The sequence below is a fragment of the Nonlabens ponticola genome, from assembly GCF_003966335.1.
GTDB lineage: Bacteria > Bacteroidota > Bacteroidia > Flavobacteriales > Flavobacteriaceae > Nonlabens > Nonlabens ponticola.
On sequence record NZ_CP034549.1, the window covers coordinates 2,203,789 to 2,223,769 of the forward strand.

At 39.4% G+C, this 19,981-nt stretch carries 20 protein-coding genes; 16 read left to right on the forward strand and 4 right to left on the reverse strand.

What is annotated here, in order from left to right:
• Nucleotides 1–60: 60 nt before the first annotated feature.
• From EJ995_RS10070 to EJ995_RS10100, 7 genes are all read left to right on the forward strand, one after another.
• Nucleotides 61–1,002 carry a glycosyltransferase gene (locus EJ995_RS10070; protein WP_126448140.1) on the forward strand — a complete coding sequence of 314 codons (942 nt, stop codon included), beginning with the start codon at nt 61–63 and terminating at the stop codon, nt 1,000–1,002.
• Nucleotides 1,003–1,009: 7 nt separating this feature from the next.
• Complete coding sequence (locus tag EJ995_RS10075) at nt 1,010–2,266, forward strand: ArnT family glycosyltransferase (protein WP_126448142.1); 1,257 nt, start codon at nt 1,010–1,012, stop codon at nt 2,264–2,266.
• Nucleotides 2,267–2,891: 625 nt separating this feature from the next.
• On the forward strand, nt 2,892–3,755 hold the full coding sequence (locus EJ995_RS10080) for a sigma-70 family RNA polymerase sigma factor (RefSeq protein WP_126448144.1): 864 nt from the start codon (nt 2,892–2,894) through the stop codon (nt 3,753–3,755).
• 135 nt (nt 3,756–3,890) lie between these two features.
• Nucleotides 3,891–4,136 carry a hypothetical protein gene (locus EJ995_RS10085; protein WP_126448146.1) on the forward strand — a complete coding sequence of 82 codons (246 nt, stop codon included), beginning with the start codon at nt 3,891–3,893 and terminating at the stop codon, nt 4,134–4,136.
• Nucleotides 4,137–4,253: 117 nt separating this feature from the next.
• Nucleotides 4,254–4,682, forward strand: a complete 429-nt coding sequence (locus EJ995_RS10090) for a S1 RNA-binding domain-containing protein (RefSeq protein WP_206482237.1) — start codon at nt 4,254–4,256, stop codon at nt 4,680–4,682.
• 60 nt (nt 4,683–4,742) lie between these two features.
• Nucleotides 4,743–5,330, forward strand: a complete 588-nt coding sequence (locus EJ995_RS10095; protein WP_206482238.1) for a tetratricopeptide repeat protein — start codon at nt 4,743–4,745, stop codon at nt 5,328–5,330.
• Entirely contained in the window at nt 5,320–6,843 is a 1,524-nt protein-coding gene (locus EJ995_RS10100; protein WP_126448150.1) for a CotH kinase family protein, read from the forward strand. The genes EJ995_RS10095 and EJ995_RS10100 overlap by 11 nt, the downstream gene beginning before the upstream one ends.
• 7 nt (nt 6,844–6,850) lie before the next feature.
• On the opposite strand, the gene EJ995_RS10105 is transcribed toward EJ995_RS10100, so the two are convergent.
• Complete coding sequence (locus tag EJ995_RS10105) at nt 6,851–7,627, reverse strand: hypothetical protein (RefSeq protein ID WP_126448152.1); 777 nt, start codon at nt 7,625–7,627, stop codon at nt 6,851–6,853.
• 63 nt (nt 7,628–7,690) lie between these two features.
• Nucleotides 7,691–7,942 (reverse strand): type B 50S ribosomal protein L31, encoded by a 252-nt coding sequence (locus EJ995_RS10110; RefSeq protein WP_126448154.1) that lies wholly within the window; start codon nt 7,940–7,942, stop codon nt 7,691–7,693.
• 147 nt (nt 7,943–8,089) lie between these two features.
• Between EJ995_RS10110 and EJ995_RS10115 the strand changes: the two genes are divergently transcribed.
• The 6 genes from EJ995_RS10115 (at nt 8,090) to EJ995_RS10140 (ending at nt 16,750) form a co-directional block, all read left to right on the forward strand.
• Nucleotides 8,090–8,581 carry a DUF4199 domain-containing protein gene (locus tag EJ995_RS10115; RefSeq protein ID WP_126448156.1) on the forward strand — a complete coding sequence of 164 codons (492 nt, stop codon included), beginning with the start codon at nt 8,090–8,092 and terminating at the stop codon, nt 8,579–8,581.
• Nucleotides 8,581–9,531 carry a glycosyltransferase family 2 protein gene (locus EJ995_RS10120; RefSeq protein WP_126448158.1) on the forward strand — a complete coding sequence of 317 codons (951 nt, stop codon included), beginning with the start codon at nt 8,581–8,583 and terminating at the stop codon, nt 9,529–9,531. Before EJ995_RS10115 ends, EJ995_RS10120 begins: the two co-directional genes overlap by 1 nt.
• 66 nt (nt 9,532–9,597) lie before the next feature.
• Nucleotides 9,598–11,478, forward strand: a complete 1,881-nt coding sequence (locus EJ995_RS10125) for a hypothetical protein (RefSeq protein ID WP_126448160.1) — start codon at nt 9,598–9,600, stop codon at nt 11,476–11,478.
• Nucleotides 11,479–11,546: 68 nt separating this feature from the next.
• Nucleotides 11,547–13,262, forward strand: coding sequence for a phospho-sugar mutase (locus EJ995_RS10130; protein WP_126448162.1), 1,716 nt, complete (start codon nt 11,547–11,549; stop codon nt 13,260–13,262).
• Nucleotides 13,262–15,085, forward strand: a complete 1,824-nt coding sequence (locus tag EJ995_RS10135) for an ABC transporter ATP-binding protein (protein WP_126448164.1) — start codon at nt 13,262–13,264, stop codon at nt 15,083–15,085. Before EJ995_RS10130 ends, EJ995_RS10135 begins: the two co-directional genes overlap by 1 nt.
• A gap of 3 nt (nt 15,086–15,088) precedes the next feature.
• Nucleotides 15,089–16,750 carry an RluA family pseudouridine synthase gene (locus EJ995_RS10140; RefSeq protein ID WP_126448166.1) on the forward strand — a complete coding sequence of 554 codons (1,662 nt, stop codon included), beginning with the start codon at nt 15,089–15,091 and terminating at the stop codon, nt 16,748–16,750.
• Between the two features lie 52 nt (nt 16,751–16,802).
• Here the strand turns inward: EJ995_RS10140 and EJ995_RS10145 are convergent, their stop codons facing one another.
• The gene (locus EJ995_RS10145) at nt 16,803–17,393 is read right to left on the reverse strand and encodes a porin family protein (protein WP_126448168.1); all 591 of its coding nucleotides are present in this window, start codon (nt 17,391–17,393) and stop codon (nt 16,803–16,805) included.
• Nucleotides 17,394–17,569: 176 nt separating this feature from the next.
• Between EJ995_RS10145 and EJ995_RS10150 the strand changes: the two genes are divergently transcribed.
• Together EJ995_RS10150 and EJ995_RS10155 are read left to right on the forward strand one after the other, a co-directional pair.
• Nucleotides 17,570–18,001, forward strand: a complete 432-nt coding sequence (locus EJ995_RS10150; protein ID WP_126448170.1) for a MarR family winged helix-turn-helix transcriptional regulator — start codon at nt 17,570–17,572, stop codon at nt 17,999–18,001.
• 50 nt (nt 18,002–18,051) lie between these two features.
• Nucleotides 18,052–18,618 carry a YceI family protein gene (locus tag EJ995_RS10155; protein WP_241234626.1) on the forward strand — a complete coding sequence of 189 codons (567 nt, stop codon included), beginning with the start codon at nt 18,052–18,054 and terminating at the stop codon, nt 18,616–18,618.
• A 182-nt stretch (nt 18,619–18,800) separates the two neighbouring features.
• Here the strand turns inward: EJ995_RS10155 and EJ995_RS10160 are convergent, their stop codons facing one another.
• Entirely contained in the window at nt 18,801–19,163 is a 363-nt protein-coding gene (locus EJ995_RS10160; protein WP_126448172.1) for a nuclear transport factor 2 family protein, read from the reverse strand.
• 130 nt (nt 19,164–19,293) lie between these two features.
• Here EJ995_RS10160 and miaE point away from each other — a divergent pair, with 130 nt between their 5' ends.
• Nucleotides 19,294–19,896: a tRNA-(ms[2]io[6]A)-hydroxylase gene (gene miaE / locus EJ995_RS10165; RefSeq protein ID WP_126448174.1), complete on the forward strand. Its 603-nt coding sequence runs from the start codon at nt 19,294–19,296 to the stop codon at nt 19,894–19,896.
• The last annotated feature ends 85 nt before the right edge of the window (nt 19,897–19,981 follow it).

The following is a 19,981-nucleotide window of genomic DNA, read 5'->3' on the forward strand; positions in this document are numbered from 1 at the left end:
GTCACAAATTAAACAAAATGTAATTTTAGATAATCTAGGTTAATCTCAAAACCGTATTAAATGAAGAAAATTGCAGTGATCCTGCCATGTTATAATGAGAGCAATTTAATACATAAATTCAATCATAAAATAGTTGAGCATCTAGAGCACCTGTCCTACAAATTTGATTTACTTTACGTCAACGATGGTTCTATAGACGACACGGTTAAATATATAAAATCCATTACATGCAAAGCCTCAAATATTAACATCAAATTGCTGGACCTAACCTACAATGTAGGCCACCAATCAGCCATATATCAAGGGCTACTTTATAGCAGCAATAAACCCTATGATAATGTTCTAATAATGGATTCAGATGGTGAAGATGATCCCAATGCTATCTCGACCATTCTAGATCATAGCGACCATGATATCGTACAGGTAAGTCGCGGGAAAAGAAGTGAATCGCTAGTTTTCAAACTGTTGTATAAGATTTATAAACTGATCTTTTATTTCCTCATCGGCAAAAAAATAGATTATGGTAATTTTTCCCTAATTAAACCACGACTGGTAGCTGCTGCTGTCGATAATTCTTTTATACATCTAGGGGCTTTTCTAGATAATCAAAAAGGCACTAAAGGTAAAGTGAAATGGAATCGAAGTAAAAGACTAGACGGTCAATCAAAAATGAGTTTCACTAATCTTTTCTACCATGGTATTAGCTCGTTGACCGAAAATGCTCAGAGCTTACTATTCTTTTTTATAAGATTATCAATTTTGATATTGATAGGTATTATTGTGCTTTCGGTTACTATTATTTATAAAAAATACATTTTGAATATAGCCATTCTAGGATGGTCTAGTACCCTATTATCCAATTTGCTCAATTCTCTATTGATATGTATTGGATTTTTTGTGATGGGATCACTCCAGCTTAATTTATTGAGCAAGCAAGGAAAAAAGCGCCGTGAAAAAATCTTCATACCGCACACCATTGTTGAAAATTGGAAAGACAATTAGCACCACGATGAAAAAACAAACTATCGCTTACCTAGCCATATCCATAGGACTTCTAATCATTCTTTTTGTAGTTACAATGCTACGTCAACAGCTACCGTTCTGGGATGAGGCTTATTACCTTGAGAATTTAGTTCTACTAGAGAATTTAGGGTTTACTAGAGAGTTTCTCTTGGCATATAAAGGTCCAGCAGGACCTACCTATGCCTGGATTCATTATATTTTAAGTCCGTTGACAAATTTGCAGACGCCCTATGTAAGAATCGTGAATACAATTTTTCTAGCGCTTACAGTTTTTGTCATTTATCTAACTGCCAGAACAATTGATCCTTCCAGTAAGAACAACGAGGTGATAGCTCTATCGGCTATGTCGATACCTACCGTATATACTATCGCAGGGATGGCATTGACTGAAATGTTTTCGGTTTTCTTTCTTTCAGTCTTTATTTACTTGATCACCTATGTTTATGTAAAACGTAAGAACTTATGGATCCTTGCTGTCGTCGCTGGAATAGCATTGTCCTTGGCGATTTTAGGCAGACAACCATTACTTATGGTACTGCTTGCCTTACCGATTTTCTTTGTCAGTTATGAAAAGAAAGTTATTTTAAATCAACCGTTTAAGCGATATGGCCTATTTATCGGTGTGACCGTACTTGCGGCTCTAATACTTCCGATTTTTGTATTTAGCATTTGGGGAAATATACAACCAGCTGCAGAAGCTTCTACAGGCGTGGGCTTTGAACCTAAGCACCTGGTACTAGCATTAGGCTATTCTGCATTGCACTTATGCTTCATAAACCCCACTTACTTCAATTTTTCCAAAGATATTTCAAGCTGGTTTGAACTGGCAGGAGTGCTCGTAGTATCTGTAATACTCAACGTGTTTCTTTTGAAAGTAAGTTTCAACCCATTTGCGGTGATCGTATCAAAAATTTTACCTGAAGACTTAATGTCACTTTATAGCATAGCGTGTGGTAGTTTACTAGCTTCCTTAGGCATACTTTTCCTTTACTATTTCCTTAAAAAGCAACTTACCTCTTATGATAAAATGAGTGCATTTTTAAGCCTTGGTTTTTTGCTCATTATTGCCACATCGATAAAAGTGACACATCAATTCTCAGCGCGATATGTTGCACAAGCGTTCCCGTTGCTCATTCTAGCTGCGCATTATAAACGAGAAAAATTAAAAACGATTCATATCATAACGTTGGTTATAGGTGGGATTTTGGGTATGATAAGTCTTGATAATTATTTCGTTGACTAGCAGTTGATTTTCCTTCTTAGATTAAAAAATACCGTTATGAATCTGAATCTCAAAGGGCAACTTGACGCGATATTGTAAGCAAACCTTAGTACCGTATCCAGTAATCCATGGATGAAGTTAAGACAGTTACACTTCATATCAACCATATTTTTGCTCAAGACCGCAGTTTTTGATATGAGCCTAGAAATGGAAAGAATGATGTCATTTTCTCATTGAACTGATCTTACTGCGATGTGCAATGTTCAACATGACAGTTTTGTTTATCACAATGGTCTCAGCCTGACATTCTTAATAATTAAAAGTTATTTTAGATTTGAATTATTAGACCTTAGTAACCTTAAAATGTTGTTTCTTTAAGTTTTATTAGATCGCGCAAAATTTTCGTGGTTTTCTCCTACAACGTGGTAGTACTGATGGTTGTTGAGAATTTTGCTTTCGCGAAAGCGTAACTAAACAAATAATGTGTAACATGATTGATGTAATTGCGACTAATAAATCGTAGCGAAAGTCGCACCACCACAAGGCTGAATAAGTGACAGAGCAAAGCTGTATGGTATGATTATTGCTACTCTTATTTTGGATCGCAAAAGCTGTCATCCACCCTTAATTAAACTTTATCATTTAAATGAGACAACTCAAAATCACCAAGCAGGTAACTAATCGTGAGTCAAAATCACTTGACAAATACTTGCAGGACATCAGTAAGATAGACCTGATTACTGCAGAGGAAGAAGTGGAACTCGCGCAACGTATCAAAAAAGGTGATCAGAGAGCACTTGAGAGATTGACGACTGCAAACTTACGTTTTGTGGTTTCTGTTGCAAAGCAGTATCAAAATCAAGGGCTTAAATTACCCGATCTTATTAATGAAGGAAATGCCGGACTTGTAAAGGCTGCCAAAAGGTTTGATGAAACTCGCGGATTTAAATTCATATCATACGCTGTATGGTGGATACGCCAGTCGATCTTACAGGCACTAGCAGAGCAGTCACGTATCGTGCGATTACCTCTTAATAAAATTGGTTCTATCAACAAGATTAATAAAGCATTTTCACACCTTGAGCAACTGCACGAGCGTCCACCATCGCCAGAAGAGCTAGCTAATGAGTTAGATATGACGGTAAGTGATGTGAAGCAATCGCTTAAAAATGCGGGACGTCACGTATCGATGGATGCACCTCTTAAAGAAGGTGAGACATCAAATCTATATGACGTTGTGCGCAGTGGTGAGTCACCTAATCCTGATCGTGTATTGTTGCACGAGTCACTAACGCTAGAGATTACTCGCGCGCTGGAGACGCTTTCTCAAAAGGAGGCAGATGTGATCTCGCTATACTTCGGTATCGGGAACCAGCAGCCTATGAGTCTGGAAGAAATAGGTGAAACCTTTGACCTTACTCGTGAGCGCGTGCGCCAGATCAAGGAAAAAGGTATCAAGAGACTGCGTCAAAACAGCCGCAGTAAGATCTTGAAGTCTTACCTAGGATAAGCCTACATATTATAATTTTATTACTGAAGCGCCCGCAAGGGCGCTTTTTTAATTAGATGATTTACCCAATCAAATGACAGTAATTATAGAAATCAGTATTTAGGTTTGTAGATATAGATTTGAAATAATTAGACTATGAGCGGAAGAAAATATACCAATCAACAACTGCGACGTCGCTATTGGATATTTGGCGGTTTGGGTACTGGAATTCTAGGTTTTGGATTAACATGCTTAATTGAAAGTGGGTTTTTAAAACACGGCGAAGCAGAGTCATGGCAATGGATTACAGCAGGAACCCTATCTCTTGTCCTGATTATGACAGGTCTCAATCTTATGCTAGAATCTTTAGCATGCAAATTGAAACTGCAGAACCATCTGTAGATTTATGAATGTATGATATCATTGAAATCGCGGAATCATGCTCAAGTCTCCCTGAAAAAGGCCTACCTTAAAAAAGGTAATATAGATTGTAAATTTGACATTAGAAACCGAATATCCATGAACCTAAAACAAGGAGACAAAGTACATCTTACCATACAAAATGAAACGCCGCTAGGATACAACGTAATCATTGAAAATGAGCATGAAGGATTGCTATATCACGACGAGGTTTTTGAAGCCATAGAAGAAGGTATGGAAGGCATAGGTTTTATTAAAAATATAAGACCTGATGGCAAGATTGATATATCGATGCGACCGCAAGGATTTCTTAAGGTCATCGATGCAGACGTCAATACCATACTGCAACGTCTCAAGGATAGCCCGAGTGGTTTCCTAATGGTGACTGACAAGAGCTCGCCAGACATTATAAGATCAGAGTTTGCCATGAGTAAAAAGGCATTTAAAAAAGCTATTGGACATTTATACAGAGAGCGAATTATTGAAATTCAAAAGGATAGGATTGTCCTAGCTAATACTGTTACTTAAATAAGACAGAAACAGTACTTTTAAAATAAGAGTATGCCAGGCGGAGGAAGCATGCAATCCATGATAACGATATTATCTAACAACAAAAAGTTGCTTAGATCAAAGCGTTATTTTCATAAAGAGAAATCTTTCCTGAATTACAAAAAGGAATATCTCAAAGCAGCTGGCGGCAAGTTGAAATTAGAACAGGCTTCTCAAGAAGAACTTCTGAAAATTAGAAAGAAGATTCTAGCCAATCGCAAACGTGAACGCAACATCTACCTTTTTGCGTCTTTATTAATCGCATGTATTTGTGTTTTTTCTGGTTACTGGATTTATAAAAATCAAGACTCAATCAACAGCAATCAACAGACTATTATAGCTCAAGAAAAGCAACAAGAGGCTTTAAGATTTATCCAATATGGTGATGAATTCTACAGTGCTGGCAAATGGAACAACGCGATCTATAATTATAAAAAGGCACGGCAAATGGTTCCAGCTGATTTTGATGTGAATTATCGATTAGTAAGAACCTATGCACTGCAATGCGATCGTGAATTTATAAATTGTGCTGAGGCGAAGACTTTACTAGATAAAATGTACACGAAGTTTCCATCAAGAACCAGTCAACTTAATATTGTGAAGGAACAATTATCCTATGAATATTAATTTTGAAATTCATGGTACAATCCGTGACTTAGAATCTAGAAAAGAGCCACTACCCTATTTATTTATGAAGCTACCACGATTACTTACCTTTTTACTTGCTATAGTTATTACATCGCTCTGCACTGCTCAAACAGCAATGATCGAGCAAACGCTTGTCGTACCGCAAGGATATTTTCAAGTTGATGAGGAACACCAGATTATACTGGCAAACATGCCAATAGCTGATATCAATGAACAAGTAAACTTTGTACTTCTAGAAGAAGATATTTACACGCTAGTAGACACTCAAGAATCCATCAATACGAGAACGGCTTATGAGGTTACCAAAGAAGATGAAACCTACACGTTATTTTTCACCGCATTGCCTATTATAAGCATTGAAAGCAACTCCAGAATTGATGATGAGCCTAAAGTGCCGGCAACGCTACATTATGCCGATTCCACCCAACAATTCACCTCGTATATAGGTATAGAATTGCGTGGTAGATCGAGCCGTATCTATTCTAAAAAGACTTATGACCTAGAATTTTGGGAAGATGTTGCTGGTGATGATACTCGTGATGTCGCACTCGACGGATTGAGAGAAGATGACGATTATATTTTGGACGCCATTTATAATGAACCGTTGAGATTGCGCAGTCATATATCGCATCAACTATGGCTTGATCTCCACCAACCTTATTACCTAGATCAAGAACCAGAAGCCAAGTCAGGTGCAGACGTAAGATTCGTCGAAGTGTTTTTAAACAACCAATATCAAGGTGTTTTCAATCTGTCTGAACAAATCGACCGCAAACAACTAAAGCTTAAAAAGTTCAAGAAATCAAAGCAGGTCATCCGTGGTGAATTATTTCAGGGTGATAATTGGGGTGATGCAACCGTTCTATATAAAGCAACAGATTATGATAATGACAAGCGCGACTGGAACGGCTTTATCTTGAAGTATCCGCAGGATACGACAGACTGGAGCAATTTGCATCAAATGGTTTCCACAGCGACAGCTAAGAATCAAGAATTATTTGAAGACAATATCTGGCAGCAATTTAATTACGATAACTTTATCGACTACTTCATTTTTGTCAACGTGGTAAGAGCGACAGATAACACAGGAAAAAATATCTATGTTGCTCGATACGATAACGATCAGCCCTACTTCTATGTGCCATGGGATCTCGATGGTGTTTTTGGAACACAGTACTACGGGAAAGTAGATAATATCACAGATGATGTTCTTGGCAACTCTTTGCAAAATCGATTGATGCGTGAATCGTCATCAAAATTTAAGAAAGACCTTGAAACTCGCTGGAAAGAGTTGCGCAAGAATCTCTTATCAACGCCGAATCTTATCAAACTTTTTGAAGACAAGTATAATTACCTCAACGATCATAAAATTTATGAGCGTGAATCAATGGTCCAGGAAGAATTTGACAGCCACCAATTACAGCTGGAATACATCAAAAGCTGGACAAATAGAAGAATGGATTACCTAGATACCGTTTTTATTCAGAACTAAGTAATTACTAGGCTAACTCTGGCGGCCTATATTCACGCAAGGATCGCTGCAGCTTCATGCGCTTCCATGATTTTTTGTTGGTCATTTTATATAGCCATAGACTGCCCAGGTCAAGGGAAAAATAGAAAAAGCTGATTCCAGTAGGTGGATTTGCGCTAGGCAACCACTCAAAAGTATTGAATGCCGTGTCTGGCCAGTACCAGGCTTCATAGTTAGTTCCCACAATCTCTAACCACACCACTACTAGATACATGGAAAGGTAAAACAAACGTTCTCTAGGAAATCGTTTTAAAATAAGCAGCACAGCCATACTCATTACAAAGCCAAAAACGTCTCGCATAAAAACCAGCCAAATAGCAGAATAAGCCAAAATAAATATTTGCAATACCTGCTCAAGAACGTCACGATGAATCTTTACAGCCTTAGTTTTTACAAATAACAAAACACTCGCGAGCACCACTGCATGACCCAATGGTATATAATGTGGCACATTGCCCAGTCGATAGGTGTACATACCTAAACCTTTTGAAAACAGGTATTCACCACCTATACCTATGATGACTGCAAATACCATCTGTATGCGCAGTCGCCTATTACATCGCCACATTTTTCTCGCTAGAGCTAGAACCAACATGAGCAAAGCGATCTCTTGCCCATATTCAAAATGCTGTGCCAAGTGTTTGCTGTCTAGATACAAACCCACGAGCATGAGTATGAACAGCTTGCCTAGCGTGCGGGTAAATGCTGGCGTTAGTCTAGCTTCCGTTACAAAATTGATATTCATGAAACCAAATTAAATAAAAAAGCCCGGCTATAAAGCCAGGCTGTATTTTGAAACGTCCTAGAATTACTTCTTGAACTTCTTGTATTTGTTCTTGAACTTGTCAATACGACCAGCAGTATCGATAAGTTTTGTCTGCCCAGTGTAAAAAGGGTGTGATGTTCTTGAGATCTCCAATTTGATAAGTGGATACTCTGTGCCATCAACATCGATAGTTTCTTTACTATTGGCGGTGGACTTTGTTATAAAAACCTCTTCGTTAGACATGTCTTTAAAAGCGACTAGTCTATAATCCTGTGGGTGAATTTCTTTTTGCATGATCGTGTACTTTATCTTTAGCGGCTGCAAATTTAACCTTTTTGCTACAATACACAATACTACAGCCTTAAAAATCAAACAAATCTCACCTCAACCGCTAGCAAAGTCCTTTACTATATTTGCAACTTGTAATTTAACAACCATCCATTGGATAACATAGTAAAGAAAACGGCTGCAATTTACGGTATCATAGGCGCACTGATTACCATAGGTAGCTATGTTTATATCTGGCAAACCAGGGATTTCGACAACCTATCGATAGGCATTGGTTTATTAATTGTTCATTTGATTCTTGCCGTTGGCGCCCAGATTCACAGTAAGAAAAAGTTGGGTGGCTACCTTAGTTTAAAGCAGGCTGTGCTTGCCTTTGTGGCTTGTGCAGCGATCATGTTTTTATCTGAGGCTATTATAAATTACTTGATTTACGTGGTTTGGGATCCAGCGGCACAGGAACAAGTGGCTCAAATGACCGCAGAGTTGGCTGAACAACGTCGAGCAAATTCAAATCAGGAAATTGAAGAAGCAACCATAGATTACACCATTGCTGGCTATGCACAGGCAGCCGTTTCAAAATTACTGATCTATACCGTTTTTGGTATCATTGCTGGACTCATCATTAAGAAAAACCCACCAGCCTAGTGGATCTATCCATCGTCATACCGCTACTCAACGAGGCGCAATCACTACCTGAATTGCAGGAATGGATCGATCGCGTACTAGCCACCACGACGCTAGAATACGAGGTCATTTACATAGACGATGGCAGTACAGATGCAAGTTGGACATTTTTGAGTCAGCTTTCGCGAAAGCGTAACAACATATCAGCCATACAATTCCTTTCTAACTACGGTAAATCTCAAGCGCTACATGCAGGATTTGCTCGTGCGCAAGGCAATGTGGTCGTGACCATGGATGCAGATTTGCAGGACAGTCCAGAAGAGATTCCTGCACTTTATGATATGATCGCAAACGACGGTTATGACCTGGTAAGTGGCTGGAAGAAGAAGCGTTACGACTCAGTCCTTTCTAAAAATTTACCAAGTAAATTATTCAATTGGGCAGCGCGAAGAACTAGTGGTGTCAAGCTCAATGACTTTAATTGTGGTCTTAAGGCCTATCGAAAGGATGTGGTAAAAAATATCGACGTGCATGGCGAGATGCATAGGTATATTCCTGTACTAGCGTCAAACGCTGGTTATACCAACATCACCCAAAAAGTCGTCCAGCATCAGGCTCGCAAATATGGTGAGACAAAATTTGGTTATGACAGGTTCATAAAAGGTTTTCTGGATCTGGTGACGATTGCTTTTATCTCAAGATTTGGTAAGCGTCCCATGCACTTGTTTGGTACAATTGGGTTTGTCATGTTTATTTTGGGATTTGTGATTGCTGCCTACACAGGCGCTTCAAAACTCTACAAAATGGCAGCCGATTTACCGTATGAATTAGTGACACGCAATCCATGGTTTTACATCGCATTGACTTCCATGATTTTGGGTAGTTTGTTCTTTATCGCTGGATTTTTAGGAGAATTGATCATTCGCACAGGACCCACTACAGACCGCTACAAAATAGCCGATAAACAGTAGCGTTTGACTACCATAATTGGCTTGTTTGTTATAGAACACTATCTTAGTTTTTCTAAATAACAGCACATGACCGCTAGGTTTTTTCTACTAAGTATCTTCTTCTCTATTTTTTCAACACACGCAAGCGCACAAAACCAATTTGAAATCGAGTTCCCTTATGGTAATGAACGCGGTATCGCATGTCAAGTTTTTGAACAAGCATTCCAGAACAAGCCTAAGGAAACGTCATTTGTTATCAAGCGAGAATCCAACAAGCTATTTTTTGAGACTAACGATCCTAAATGGTTCAAGCAATTATTTAAAAAATCTAAAGACGGTATCGCGGTAGATATAGTTTCAAAAGATCGTTATGCCTGTGAGACGAGTGTTGAGCCATCACAGATTAAAGGAAAATTACTCAAACCAGTTTATGCCGGCGATCTTAAGCGAGGTTTGAAACCACATGAACAAAACCGCTATCGCGTCGAGGTAGGCACCATACCTATCTCAATGCTCAAGAGTGATCTTGAATTCAACATCCTTTTTCTTAATAATAATAAGTTGTGTAAGTATTATACGATCTACAACCTAGAATCCTATCCTTGGGGTTTGCTGGATATGGGTGTTTATCTGGATTCCATTACCTATAAAAACGATAAGATTGTCACCCAAAACGAGCAAGCGGTTACTCGATACAAGACGCTGCAATTCATCATACCGTTTGAGAAAAATAAATCGGTTTATGACTCGTCAGACATCAAGCCATTGTACGATTCCTTGCGCCTGACAGATTTTAATATCAAGACCATTGATATAAAAGCCTATGCCAGTGTAGAAGGTAGCAAGCAGCGCAATATGGAATTGCAACAAGAGCGTGGCAGCAGTATTGCTGCTTCTCTACAATCCTTTCAATCACCAGAAATTGAAACCAACATCACCACTTCTGAAAATTGGGTCGAGTTCTTCAATGATGTGAAAAATACCTCTTATGCTACCTTAACTTCTAAAAGCAAAGAGCAAATAAAAGCTGCACTGACTGGTTCTACCGCAAACGAATTAGAACCAATCCTAGCGCAACACCGCAAGGCAGTTGTGACCATGGAATTGGACAAAATTGATGTCTACAAAAACAAATCTATAAATGAGCTCACAAGTCTATTTAATACCAGCATCGCTACCGACGAGCTGGATGAAGCAAGAATAATTCAAAATTCACTCCTAGAAAAAATTAGAATTGCGGCATCACCAGAATCGCTTGAAGGCATTGAGGTTCCCAACCAGAAGAAGTACATTGATTTCATGAATAAAAACTTGATGTATGACTACTTGATTGATGTGAGAAAATCACTGATCGTTTATAACAAACTGCAGGAACTAGAGAAACAAGATCCCAAAAACAAAAGAATTCAATACAACCTTGCGGTACTCAAATTCATCTTATGGCGCAATAACGCTCTTGATGTAAAACCACAGGACTTCAAGAAGGAAATCAAATCGTTGACCAACTATGGTATCAATCCATCGCTGGTGGATCGCATGATGATCAATTATCACATCGTCAACGCAGAGCGTGAAATGCGCAAACGCAATTACAATGAAAAAGACAAGTCTGTACTCAATATCCTGAGCACCTACAACCGCGTACCGCTTACTGATCAAGATTACTTGAGTCTAGCTCAATTCTTGACATATTATGCCCAAAATATGGAAGCAGTAAAACTACTAGCTCCACGCGTGCAGGAAATTACCATTGATGAAGATTTGCTGTTCTATTATTTAAACTTAACACTAATTGATAAGCGACTCACTCAAACTAATGCGTATCGCACGATTCTATTGAACGCTTCAAACCTCAATCAAGAGCGCTTTTGTAAACTCTTCAATCCATCACTGGAAGGTGGTGTTACATTTCAGCTGCTAGAGGATGGTTACCTTAAGAATAGCTATTGTGAGAATTGCGTTAACTAGATATAGTAGTGCAAATCATGTGACCATCATAAATCAGTACCTTTGTAGACTATTTGACCTACAATTTTATGGACAAGGAACATATATTAAAAGTCGCTCAAGCATGGACGCAAGCACCATTTGACGCGCAAACCATTGCAACGACACAACAACTTATTGACTCACAGTCTGATGAGTACCTAGAGAGTTTTTATAAAGATCTAGAATTTGGTACTGGTGGCATGCGAGGTATCATGGGAATAGGCACCAACCGCATCAATAAGTACACACTAGGCAAAAACACTCAAGGCCTCGCGACTTATCTCAAGACCAGTTTTCCTGGCGAGCAGCTCAAGGTTGCCATCGCTTATGATTGCCGCCACAACAGCAAGGAATTGGCACAAGTAGTCGCACAGGTTTTGAGCGCTAACGATATCCAAGTATTACTGTTTGAAGATTTAAGGCCTACTCCACTATTATCTTACACGGTTAAAGCTCGCAATTGTCACGCAGGTATTGTGCTAACTGCAAGTCATAATCCACCAGAATATAATGGTTACAAAGTGTACTGGCAGGATGGTGGTCAACTGGTACCACCGCAGGATAAAGAACTGTTGCAAACCATTAATGATACCCAATTTGCCGACATCAAATTCGATGGTGACAACGATACAATCGAATTGTTGGGCGATGATGCTGATGCAGCTTTTATCAAAGACAGCGTTAAGGCTGGAAAAGTAGCTGGCGATGTAGATCGCAGTAAGGTAAAAGTAGTTTTTACTAGTCTTCACGGTACGAGCATTACCATTTTACCAGATACACTTGAAGCTGCTGGATATACCGATGTAAACATAGTACAAGAACAAGCAAAGCCTGATGGCGATTTCCCAACCGTGGAATCACCCAATCCTGAAGAACCAGAAGCACTGGCACTTGCCGTGCAATTGGCCAACAAAATTCATGCAGACATCGTCATAGGCACAGATCCTGACAGCGATCGATTAGGTATTGCCGTGCGCGACAATGACCATAAATTATTGCTGCTCAACGGTAATCAGACCATGATTGCCATGACTGCTTTTTTACTAGAACAGACAGAACTGACGAATAAGAAAGATCCTTTTATAGGATCCACCATCGTGAGTACGCCCATGATGAAAGATCTAGCAGCTGGTTTTAATGTTGAGTGTAAAGAAGGCCTTACCGGTTTCAAATGGATCGCGCAGATGATCCAGAATCATCCAAATCAAGATTTCATTGGTGGCGGCGAGGAAAGTTTTGGATATATGGTAGGCGATTTTGTTCGTGACAAGGATGCCGTTACCGCAAGTTTATTGGCTTGTGAACTGTTAGCTTTCGCGAAAGCTAAAAAAACAACACCCTACAACTACCTACTGGAATTGTATGTCAAATACGGTTGTTACCAGGAACGCCTTGTGAGCCTAGTCAAAAAAGGAATAAGCGGCGCGCAGGAAATCAAGCAAATGATGATCGAATTACGTGATAATCCACCACAGGAAATCGCAGGATTTAAGGTGTCCCGTATTGAGGATTATCAATCAGGTAGCTCTCTAAATACAGCAACGGGAAACAAAGAAAATATCGAGTTACCATCATCAAATGTGCTTATTTTTTACCTAGAAAACGGCAGTAAAATAGCGGCTAGACCTAGCGGTACAGAGCCTAAAATCAAATTTTACATCTCAGTAAAAGAAGAGCTGGATCACGCTGATAATTATGATGTTGTAAAGAGTCAATTGGATCAACAAATAGACGCTATTCTTAACAGCCTACAAGTCAATTAATGAATTACTTTAAGGAAATCCTGCAGTACGCAAAGCCTTACAAGGCCTATGGTATAGGGAATATTATTAGTAACATATTTTACGCGCTGTTCAGTACATTGTCATTTTTGGCACTTATTCCTGTACTGCAAGTACTTTTTGAGGAAACGGATCAAGTTTTTGAAAAACCAGTGTGGACTGGTATCGCCACGGCTCGTGATTTCCTGGAAGGTTATGTGAACTACTATGTGTCTGTGGTGGCAGATAACGACAAACAACAGGCTTTGATCATCATGATTGTGCTTGTGCTAAGTATGTTTTTACTCAAGAATGTATTCTCGTACCTAGGTATGTATTTTATAACATTCCTGCGCAATGGTGTGGTGCGAGATCTGCGCAACGCGATGTATCAAAAGATTGTTCATTTGCCAATATCATTCTTTTCTGAGAAGCGCAAAGGTGATGTCATCGCTAGATCAACGAGTGACATCCATGAGGTGCAAAGCAGTTTTCTATCCATTCTCGAACTTATCGTCAAGGAACCGCTCAACATCATATTTACTTTAGGCGCCATGTTATTGTTGAGCATCAAGCTCACGATCTTTGTTTTGGTGTTCATTCCTGTAAGTGGTTACATTATCTCGCTGGTAGGTAAAAAATTAAAAAGCAAATCGCTCAAGGTGCAGCGCGAGCAAGGAACATTTTTATCTCTGCTGGAAGAAACTCTTGGTGGGCTTAAGGTTATCAAAGGATTCAATGCTGAAAGTCGAATGACTGATACTTTTCAAGACAGTACGCAGCGACTGTATCGTCATAGCAATAGTTTGAGTTTGCGTAAAAATCTAGCCAGTCCAGTGAGTGAATTTCTAGGTATTCTCGTGATCGGTGTTCTCCTATGGTTTGGTGGTAGAATGGTACTGTTGGATGGCACTATCAACGGTTCTACATTCATTACCTTTATGGGACTTGCTTACGGTATTTTGACGCCAGCAAAAGCGCTTTCAAAGGCAAGTTATGACGTCAAGAAAGGTAATGCCAGTGCAGAGCGTGTTCTGCAGATTTTGCATACCAAAAACCACATAAAAGATCGTGACGATGCTGTTGAGATATCCGCTTTCGCGAAAGCGGTACAAATCAAAAACCTATCCTTTGCCTATGAGGATGAGAACGTCTTGACCAATTTCTCGCTAGACATTCCTATTGGGTCCACCGTGGCGCTGGTAGGTCAATCAGGTAGTGGAAAAAGTACCATAGCAAATCTTGTAACCCGATTTTATGATGTGAGTGAAGGAACGATCGAGATCGATGGTCATAATATTAAGGATGTGACTCTTAAAAGTTTGCGAGATCAGATGGCAATTGTGACGCAAGACTCTATTCTTTTTAACGATACGGTCGCAGTCAACGTGGCACTGAGCAATAAAAATGCAAGCAATGAAGAAGTCATCGAGGCACTCAAAATCGCTAACGCATGGGAATTTGTATCGCAACTACCAGAAGGTATCCATACCAACATAGGTGATAGCGGTAATAAATTAAGTGGTGGTCAAAAACAGCGATTGAGCATTGCCCGCGCCGTTCTTAAAAATGCACCAATTCTAGTACTCGACGAGGCGACAAGTGCTCTGGATACTGAAAGTGAACGACTGGTTCAAGATGCGCTTGAAAAAGTCATGAAAGACCGTACGTCTATTGTAATCGCTCACCGATTGAGTACCATTCAAAAAGCAGATCACATCGTGGTCATGAGCCGTGGCGAGATTGTAGAACAAGGAACTCACGAGGAATTGATTGCACAACAAGGTGCGTATGCTAATCTTGTGAATATGCAGAGTTTGGCTTAGGTTATGGATCAAATCTTCCATGAATTTGAGGATGATGTATCCCATATCACATTGCCTGAAAAATTCAATTTCCCATTTTACTATGAGCCGCATGAACTCGCAGTAAAAGCTGCCAGCGAGCTGCAAGATTATCTAAGCAAGCAACCTTGGTTTACCAAAGGTAGTGCGCAGGAAAGCGGTAAGATGTTCGGCGTTCTGGTGGTGAAAAGAGATGATGACTCGTTAGGTTTTTTGGCTTCGTTTTCAGGTAAGTTGGCTGGTGAGACTACGCAGCCTTATTTTGTACCACCAGTGTATGAGCTGGAACGAGTTGATCAATTTTTTAAACTGGAAACGGACAAGCTTGACGCGCTCACCGCACAATTACAAGAATTAGAAAATGATCCTGCAAGCATTGAATTGATACGATCATTTGAATCTACAAGATCACGACACGCTAGCCGGATAGAACAAGAACAGCTGCGCATCAAACGCATCAAGAGAGAACGACGCAAGTTCTTAAGGTCACAAGAAGCCGTACTTAATGCACAAGAGTTTGAACAGCTCACGGCCCAACAACGCCAATTAAGTCTTAATAACAACTTCTTTCTTAGAGAGTATGAAGAATATCTAGATCAAACAATTCAGCCATTAGAAAAATCCTATAGCTATCTAATCGCTAGAATAACTGATCTAAAAACGAGACGTCGCGATGGATCCAACTGGTTGCAGGATTGGTTGTTTGATCAGTATAACTTCCTGAATGGCAGCAGTGAGGTCAAAAATGTAAAAGCCTTATTTAAAAACAGAACACCAGACATGCCACCAGCAGGAACTGGTGATTGTGCTGCACCCAAGTTATTACAGTATGCTTACCAGCATAACTTCACTCCTATCACCATGGCAGAATTCTGGTATGGACCATCGCCAGCTTCCAAAATCAGGAAACATGGGAATTACTATCCAGCTTGTCGCAGCAAGTGTGAGCCAGTTCTGGAGTTCATGCTACATGGTCTTGCGGTAGATGATAACCCGCTTTTGGAAAATCCTGCGGTTGATAAAGAGTTAGAAATTATCTATGAAGACCAGCACATGCTCGCCATTGTTAAACCGGCCGAATTCCTATCAGTTCCTGGTAAGACCATAAGTGATTGTGTGCAATCTAGAATGAAAGCTGCTTATCCTGATGCCACTGGTCCCATGATTGTTCATAGGCTGGACATGAGCACCTCTGGAATTATGCTTATTGCCAAAACGCTGGAAGCCTATCACCACCTACAGCAGCAATTCATAAAACGTACGATCACCAAAAGATATACCGCTGTGCTTGTTGGAGTACCTAAGAAAGATAACGGCTTTATTGACTTGCCCATGCGTGTAGATCTCGATAATAGGCCTTATCAACTAGTAGATCATGAGTATGGCAAATCTGCTCGCACCAAATATAAAGTTATAGGACAGTCTGATAAGCAAACACTCATTCATTTCTTTCCAATTACTGGCCGTACACATCAATTGAGAGTTCATGCAGCGCATCGTGATGGATTGAACGCTCCTATAAAAGGCGATGATCTCTATGGGACAACATCAGATAGAATGTACTTGCACGCAGATCGTATTGTGTTTGTTCATCCAGCAAGCAATGAATCTATTGTTTTAGAGTCACCATCAGGATTTGGCGTATAAAAAAATCTGCAAGAAATAATTCCTGCAGATTTCTAATAATATTTATCACTTATTATAGTACGAGACTAAGTGCTATGATTACTTGTTCTGGTCTGGTATCGATTCTTACATTGTCAAACATATCATTTGCATAACGCGCTTCATTCTCATTGAGACCACGCTCATAACGCACGTCAACACCTAGATTACCTAGATTCACGCCTACTCCAAATTGAAGACCAACCGTGAAATCATCTTGTGCATCACGCAGATCAAAGTTTACTGCACCAGTATCAAAATCTGTATCTAGAATATATTGCAGCGATGGACCAGCAAAAACATGCAATGGACCTAACACCTCAAGGCCTACCAATATTGGAGCGTCAAGTTTTTTAACCTCAAAGTCACCAGCGTTGTACTCACTATTTAATTTTGTGTATATAAGTTCTGGTCTGAAATATATCGGGCCAAGATCTACTTTACCAAAAACACCGACATGATATCCTACTCGATCGTCTGGATTTTCAGTAATGTTATTAAAATTGTCTTGAAAATCACCAACAGACCCATAGTTGAGTCCACCTTTGATCCCGAAGCCACCATCTGTCTGGGCATAGCTCAATCCTGCTAACAATAGGGTTGCTGCAATAAATAAATTTTTCATAGTATAAGGGTTTATAAAAGCAAAACGCTTAGTTCATAATTTTATTGACTAATAATTATGCCAAAAACTTAAAGACGGTATCTTTCTTCAAGGATAAAGTTAATTAGTTCCCTAAATATTTCGGATATTGCTAGAATAGTATATATTTGTACATACAATTAATACAAATACAATAGATGAGTAATAAGGTTGTTGATATTCCGCTTTCGCGAAAGCTAATCACCACGCTAATTAAAAAAGGCGCAGGGATGACTGAAGCTATTGCGAGTGTCTTGAAAGAGGAAAAACTGACAATCCAACAATTCAATGTGTTGCGTATTCTACGTGGCCGAAAAGGCGAACCTGCAACGCTACAAGATGTAAGTAAGAATATGTTACATGCAAATTCTAATACCACACGTGTTATTGACAAGCTTGTTGACAAGAAGTATGTTGAGCGCGTACAATGTTGTGATGATAGAAGGCAAATCCAGCTCACTATTACAAAAACAGGCCTTTCCCTACTTAAAAGATTGGATCAAAAAGTAGATGATAAAGAAAATGCCTTGCTTGATAATATGTCTTTGAATGACAAAAAGACTTTGACCGATCTATTGGAAAAACTATAAAAATTTATTTTAATACTTGTATATACAATTAGTTCCTAAACAATTAAATCATGAATGTAATTTTTAAAACCGCTGTCGTTCTAGCCGTTGTTGCTAGCACCAGCACAATCTCAAACAAAATGAAAACAGTAAACACAAACAAGAGCACGGTCACATGGACTGGTAAAAAGTTAGGCGGTAGCCATAATGGTACCATCAAATTGAAATCTGGCGATCTGCAATTTAATGATAGTAAGGTCACCGGCGGTAATTTCACCATCGATATGACCACCATTGATGTCACTGACCTAACGGGTGAAAATAAAACTAAGCTAGAAGGTCACTTGAAAAGCGATGATTTCTTTGCTACTAGTACTCACGAGGAAGCAACCCTTGTCTTTACAAATGTCAAGGAAAAAAGTCCTCAAGTTTATGAGGTAACCGGTGATTTGACGATCAAGGGTATTACTAATCCAATCACATTTGATCTACAGGCTAACGATTCTAGCGCAACTACACAACTTAATATCGACCGTAGTAAATACGACGTGAAATACGGATCAAAGAGTTTCTTTAAAGGTCTAGGTGACAATTTTATCTATGATAACTTTGAAGTAGATGTCAAACTAGTTTATTAGAAAGAAACTTCAAACTGTAAAATTGAGAAACGGAAGCCTGGTGAGGGCTTCCGTTTTTTGTTTGTGAAGAGTGCGTCTAATACATGCAAGCAAACACTCTAGAGCAAGTAATAACGCTAGAGCCATGGTCAAAATCCAGCGAGGCAACTACAATTGTATTTAATTTTATTTTAATTTTCTATTCACTCTCCTGTATCATAGAAAAACTGCTCTTTCCATATTTTGCCGTCTTTTACCTGATAAACAGCTAATTCGTTCATTTGTGAACGCTGGCCGCTAGGTTTGTGAGTGGTGTCCATCCAGATATTGACGACAAAATGATTGTCCGCCACCATAGGGTCGCTGTATTTATTGCCGTGCACTTCAAAATTTTCTTCCCACCACTGCCCTTTTTTCTGTATGCCGTCCATGCCGTGGACTTCTTTCATGGGCTCTGACATTTCTATGCTGGTGATTTCTGGGCTGTACAATTCCTGATAAGCCTTATCTTCTTGATTATTGCGACAGTATTCCACGAGCTTGTTAGCCACTTCTTGAGTATTCATAATATTTTGGTTTTTAGGTTGTATTAAAGATATAAAATATTGATAAACAAGAGATTTGAATAATCTGATTGACAGATAACTAAATGGAAACTTTCTTGAACAAACCAGCCGCCTGAACGATCTTTGTACCATGGAAACAGCTAGCAAAACAACACTAGGACTCAACCTACCTACAGATCCTCGATGGGTAGATCTAGCAGCCATGAGCTTGCAGGATATATTGACAGATCATGCTTTTTGCGAGCAAAAAGCTGCTAGCACCATGATATCTATGGTACAAATGCACAGCGATAAACCAGAATTGGTAGAAGCTCTTGCACCTGTAGTTACAGAGGAATGGGGACACTTTAGAATGGTATTGGCCGAATTAAAAAAGCGCGGAATGACGCTAGGTCTCCAACGACCTGACGACTACATCAAGACGTTGATGAAAGGAAAACCTAAGGGTCAAAGCCGTGAGTGGCTGTTCCTAGATCAGCTATTGATTTGTGCATTGATAGAGGCGAGAAGCTGTGAGCGATTTAAAATGTTATCTCAACAACTTGAAGATGAAGGCTTGAAGAAATTCTATCATCAATTCATGGTGGCGGAAGCTGCTCATTACAGATTGTTTCTTGACTTAGGAAAAACTTATTTTCCAGAGGAACGCGTCATGAACCGCTGGCAATATTGGCTGGATTACGAGGCCTCTTTTCTTAAAGATCTAGAAGTGCGCGGTGATAGGATGCATTGATTGAGACAGTTGACAGTTGACAGTTGACAGTAAAATATAGTTTATTGAATTTCCATACCATTAGATCAGCCTTTAATCTGAGTCA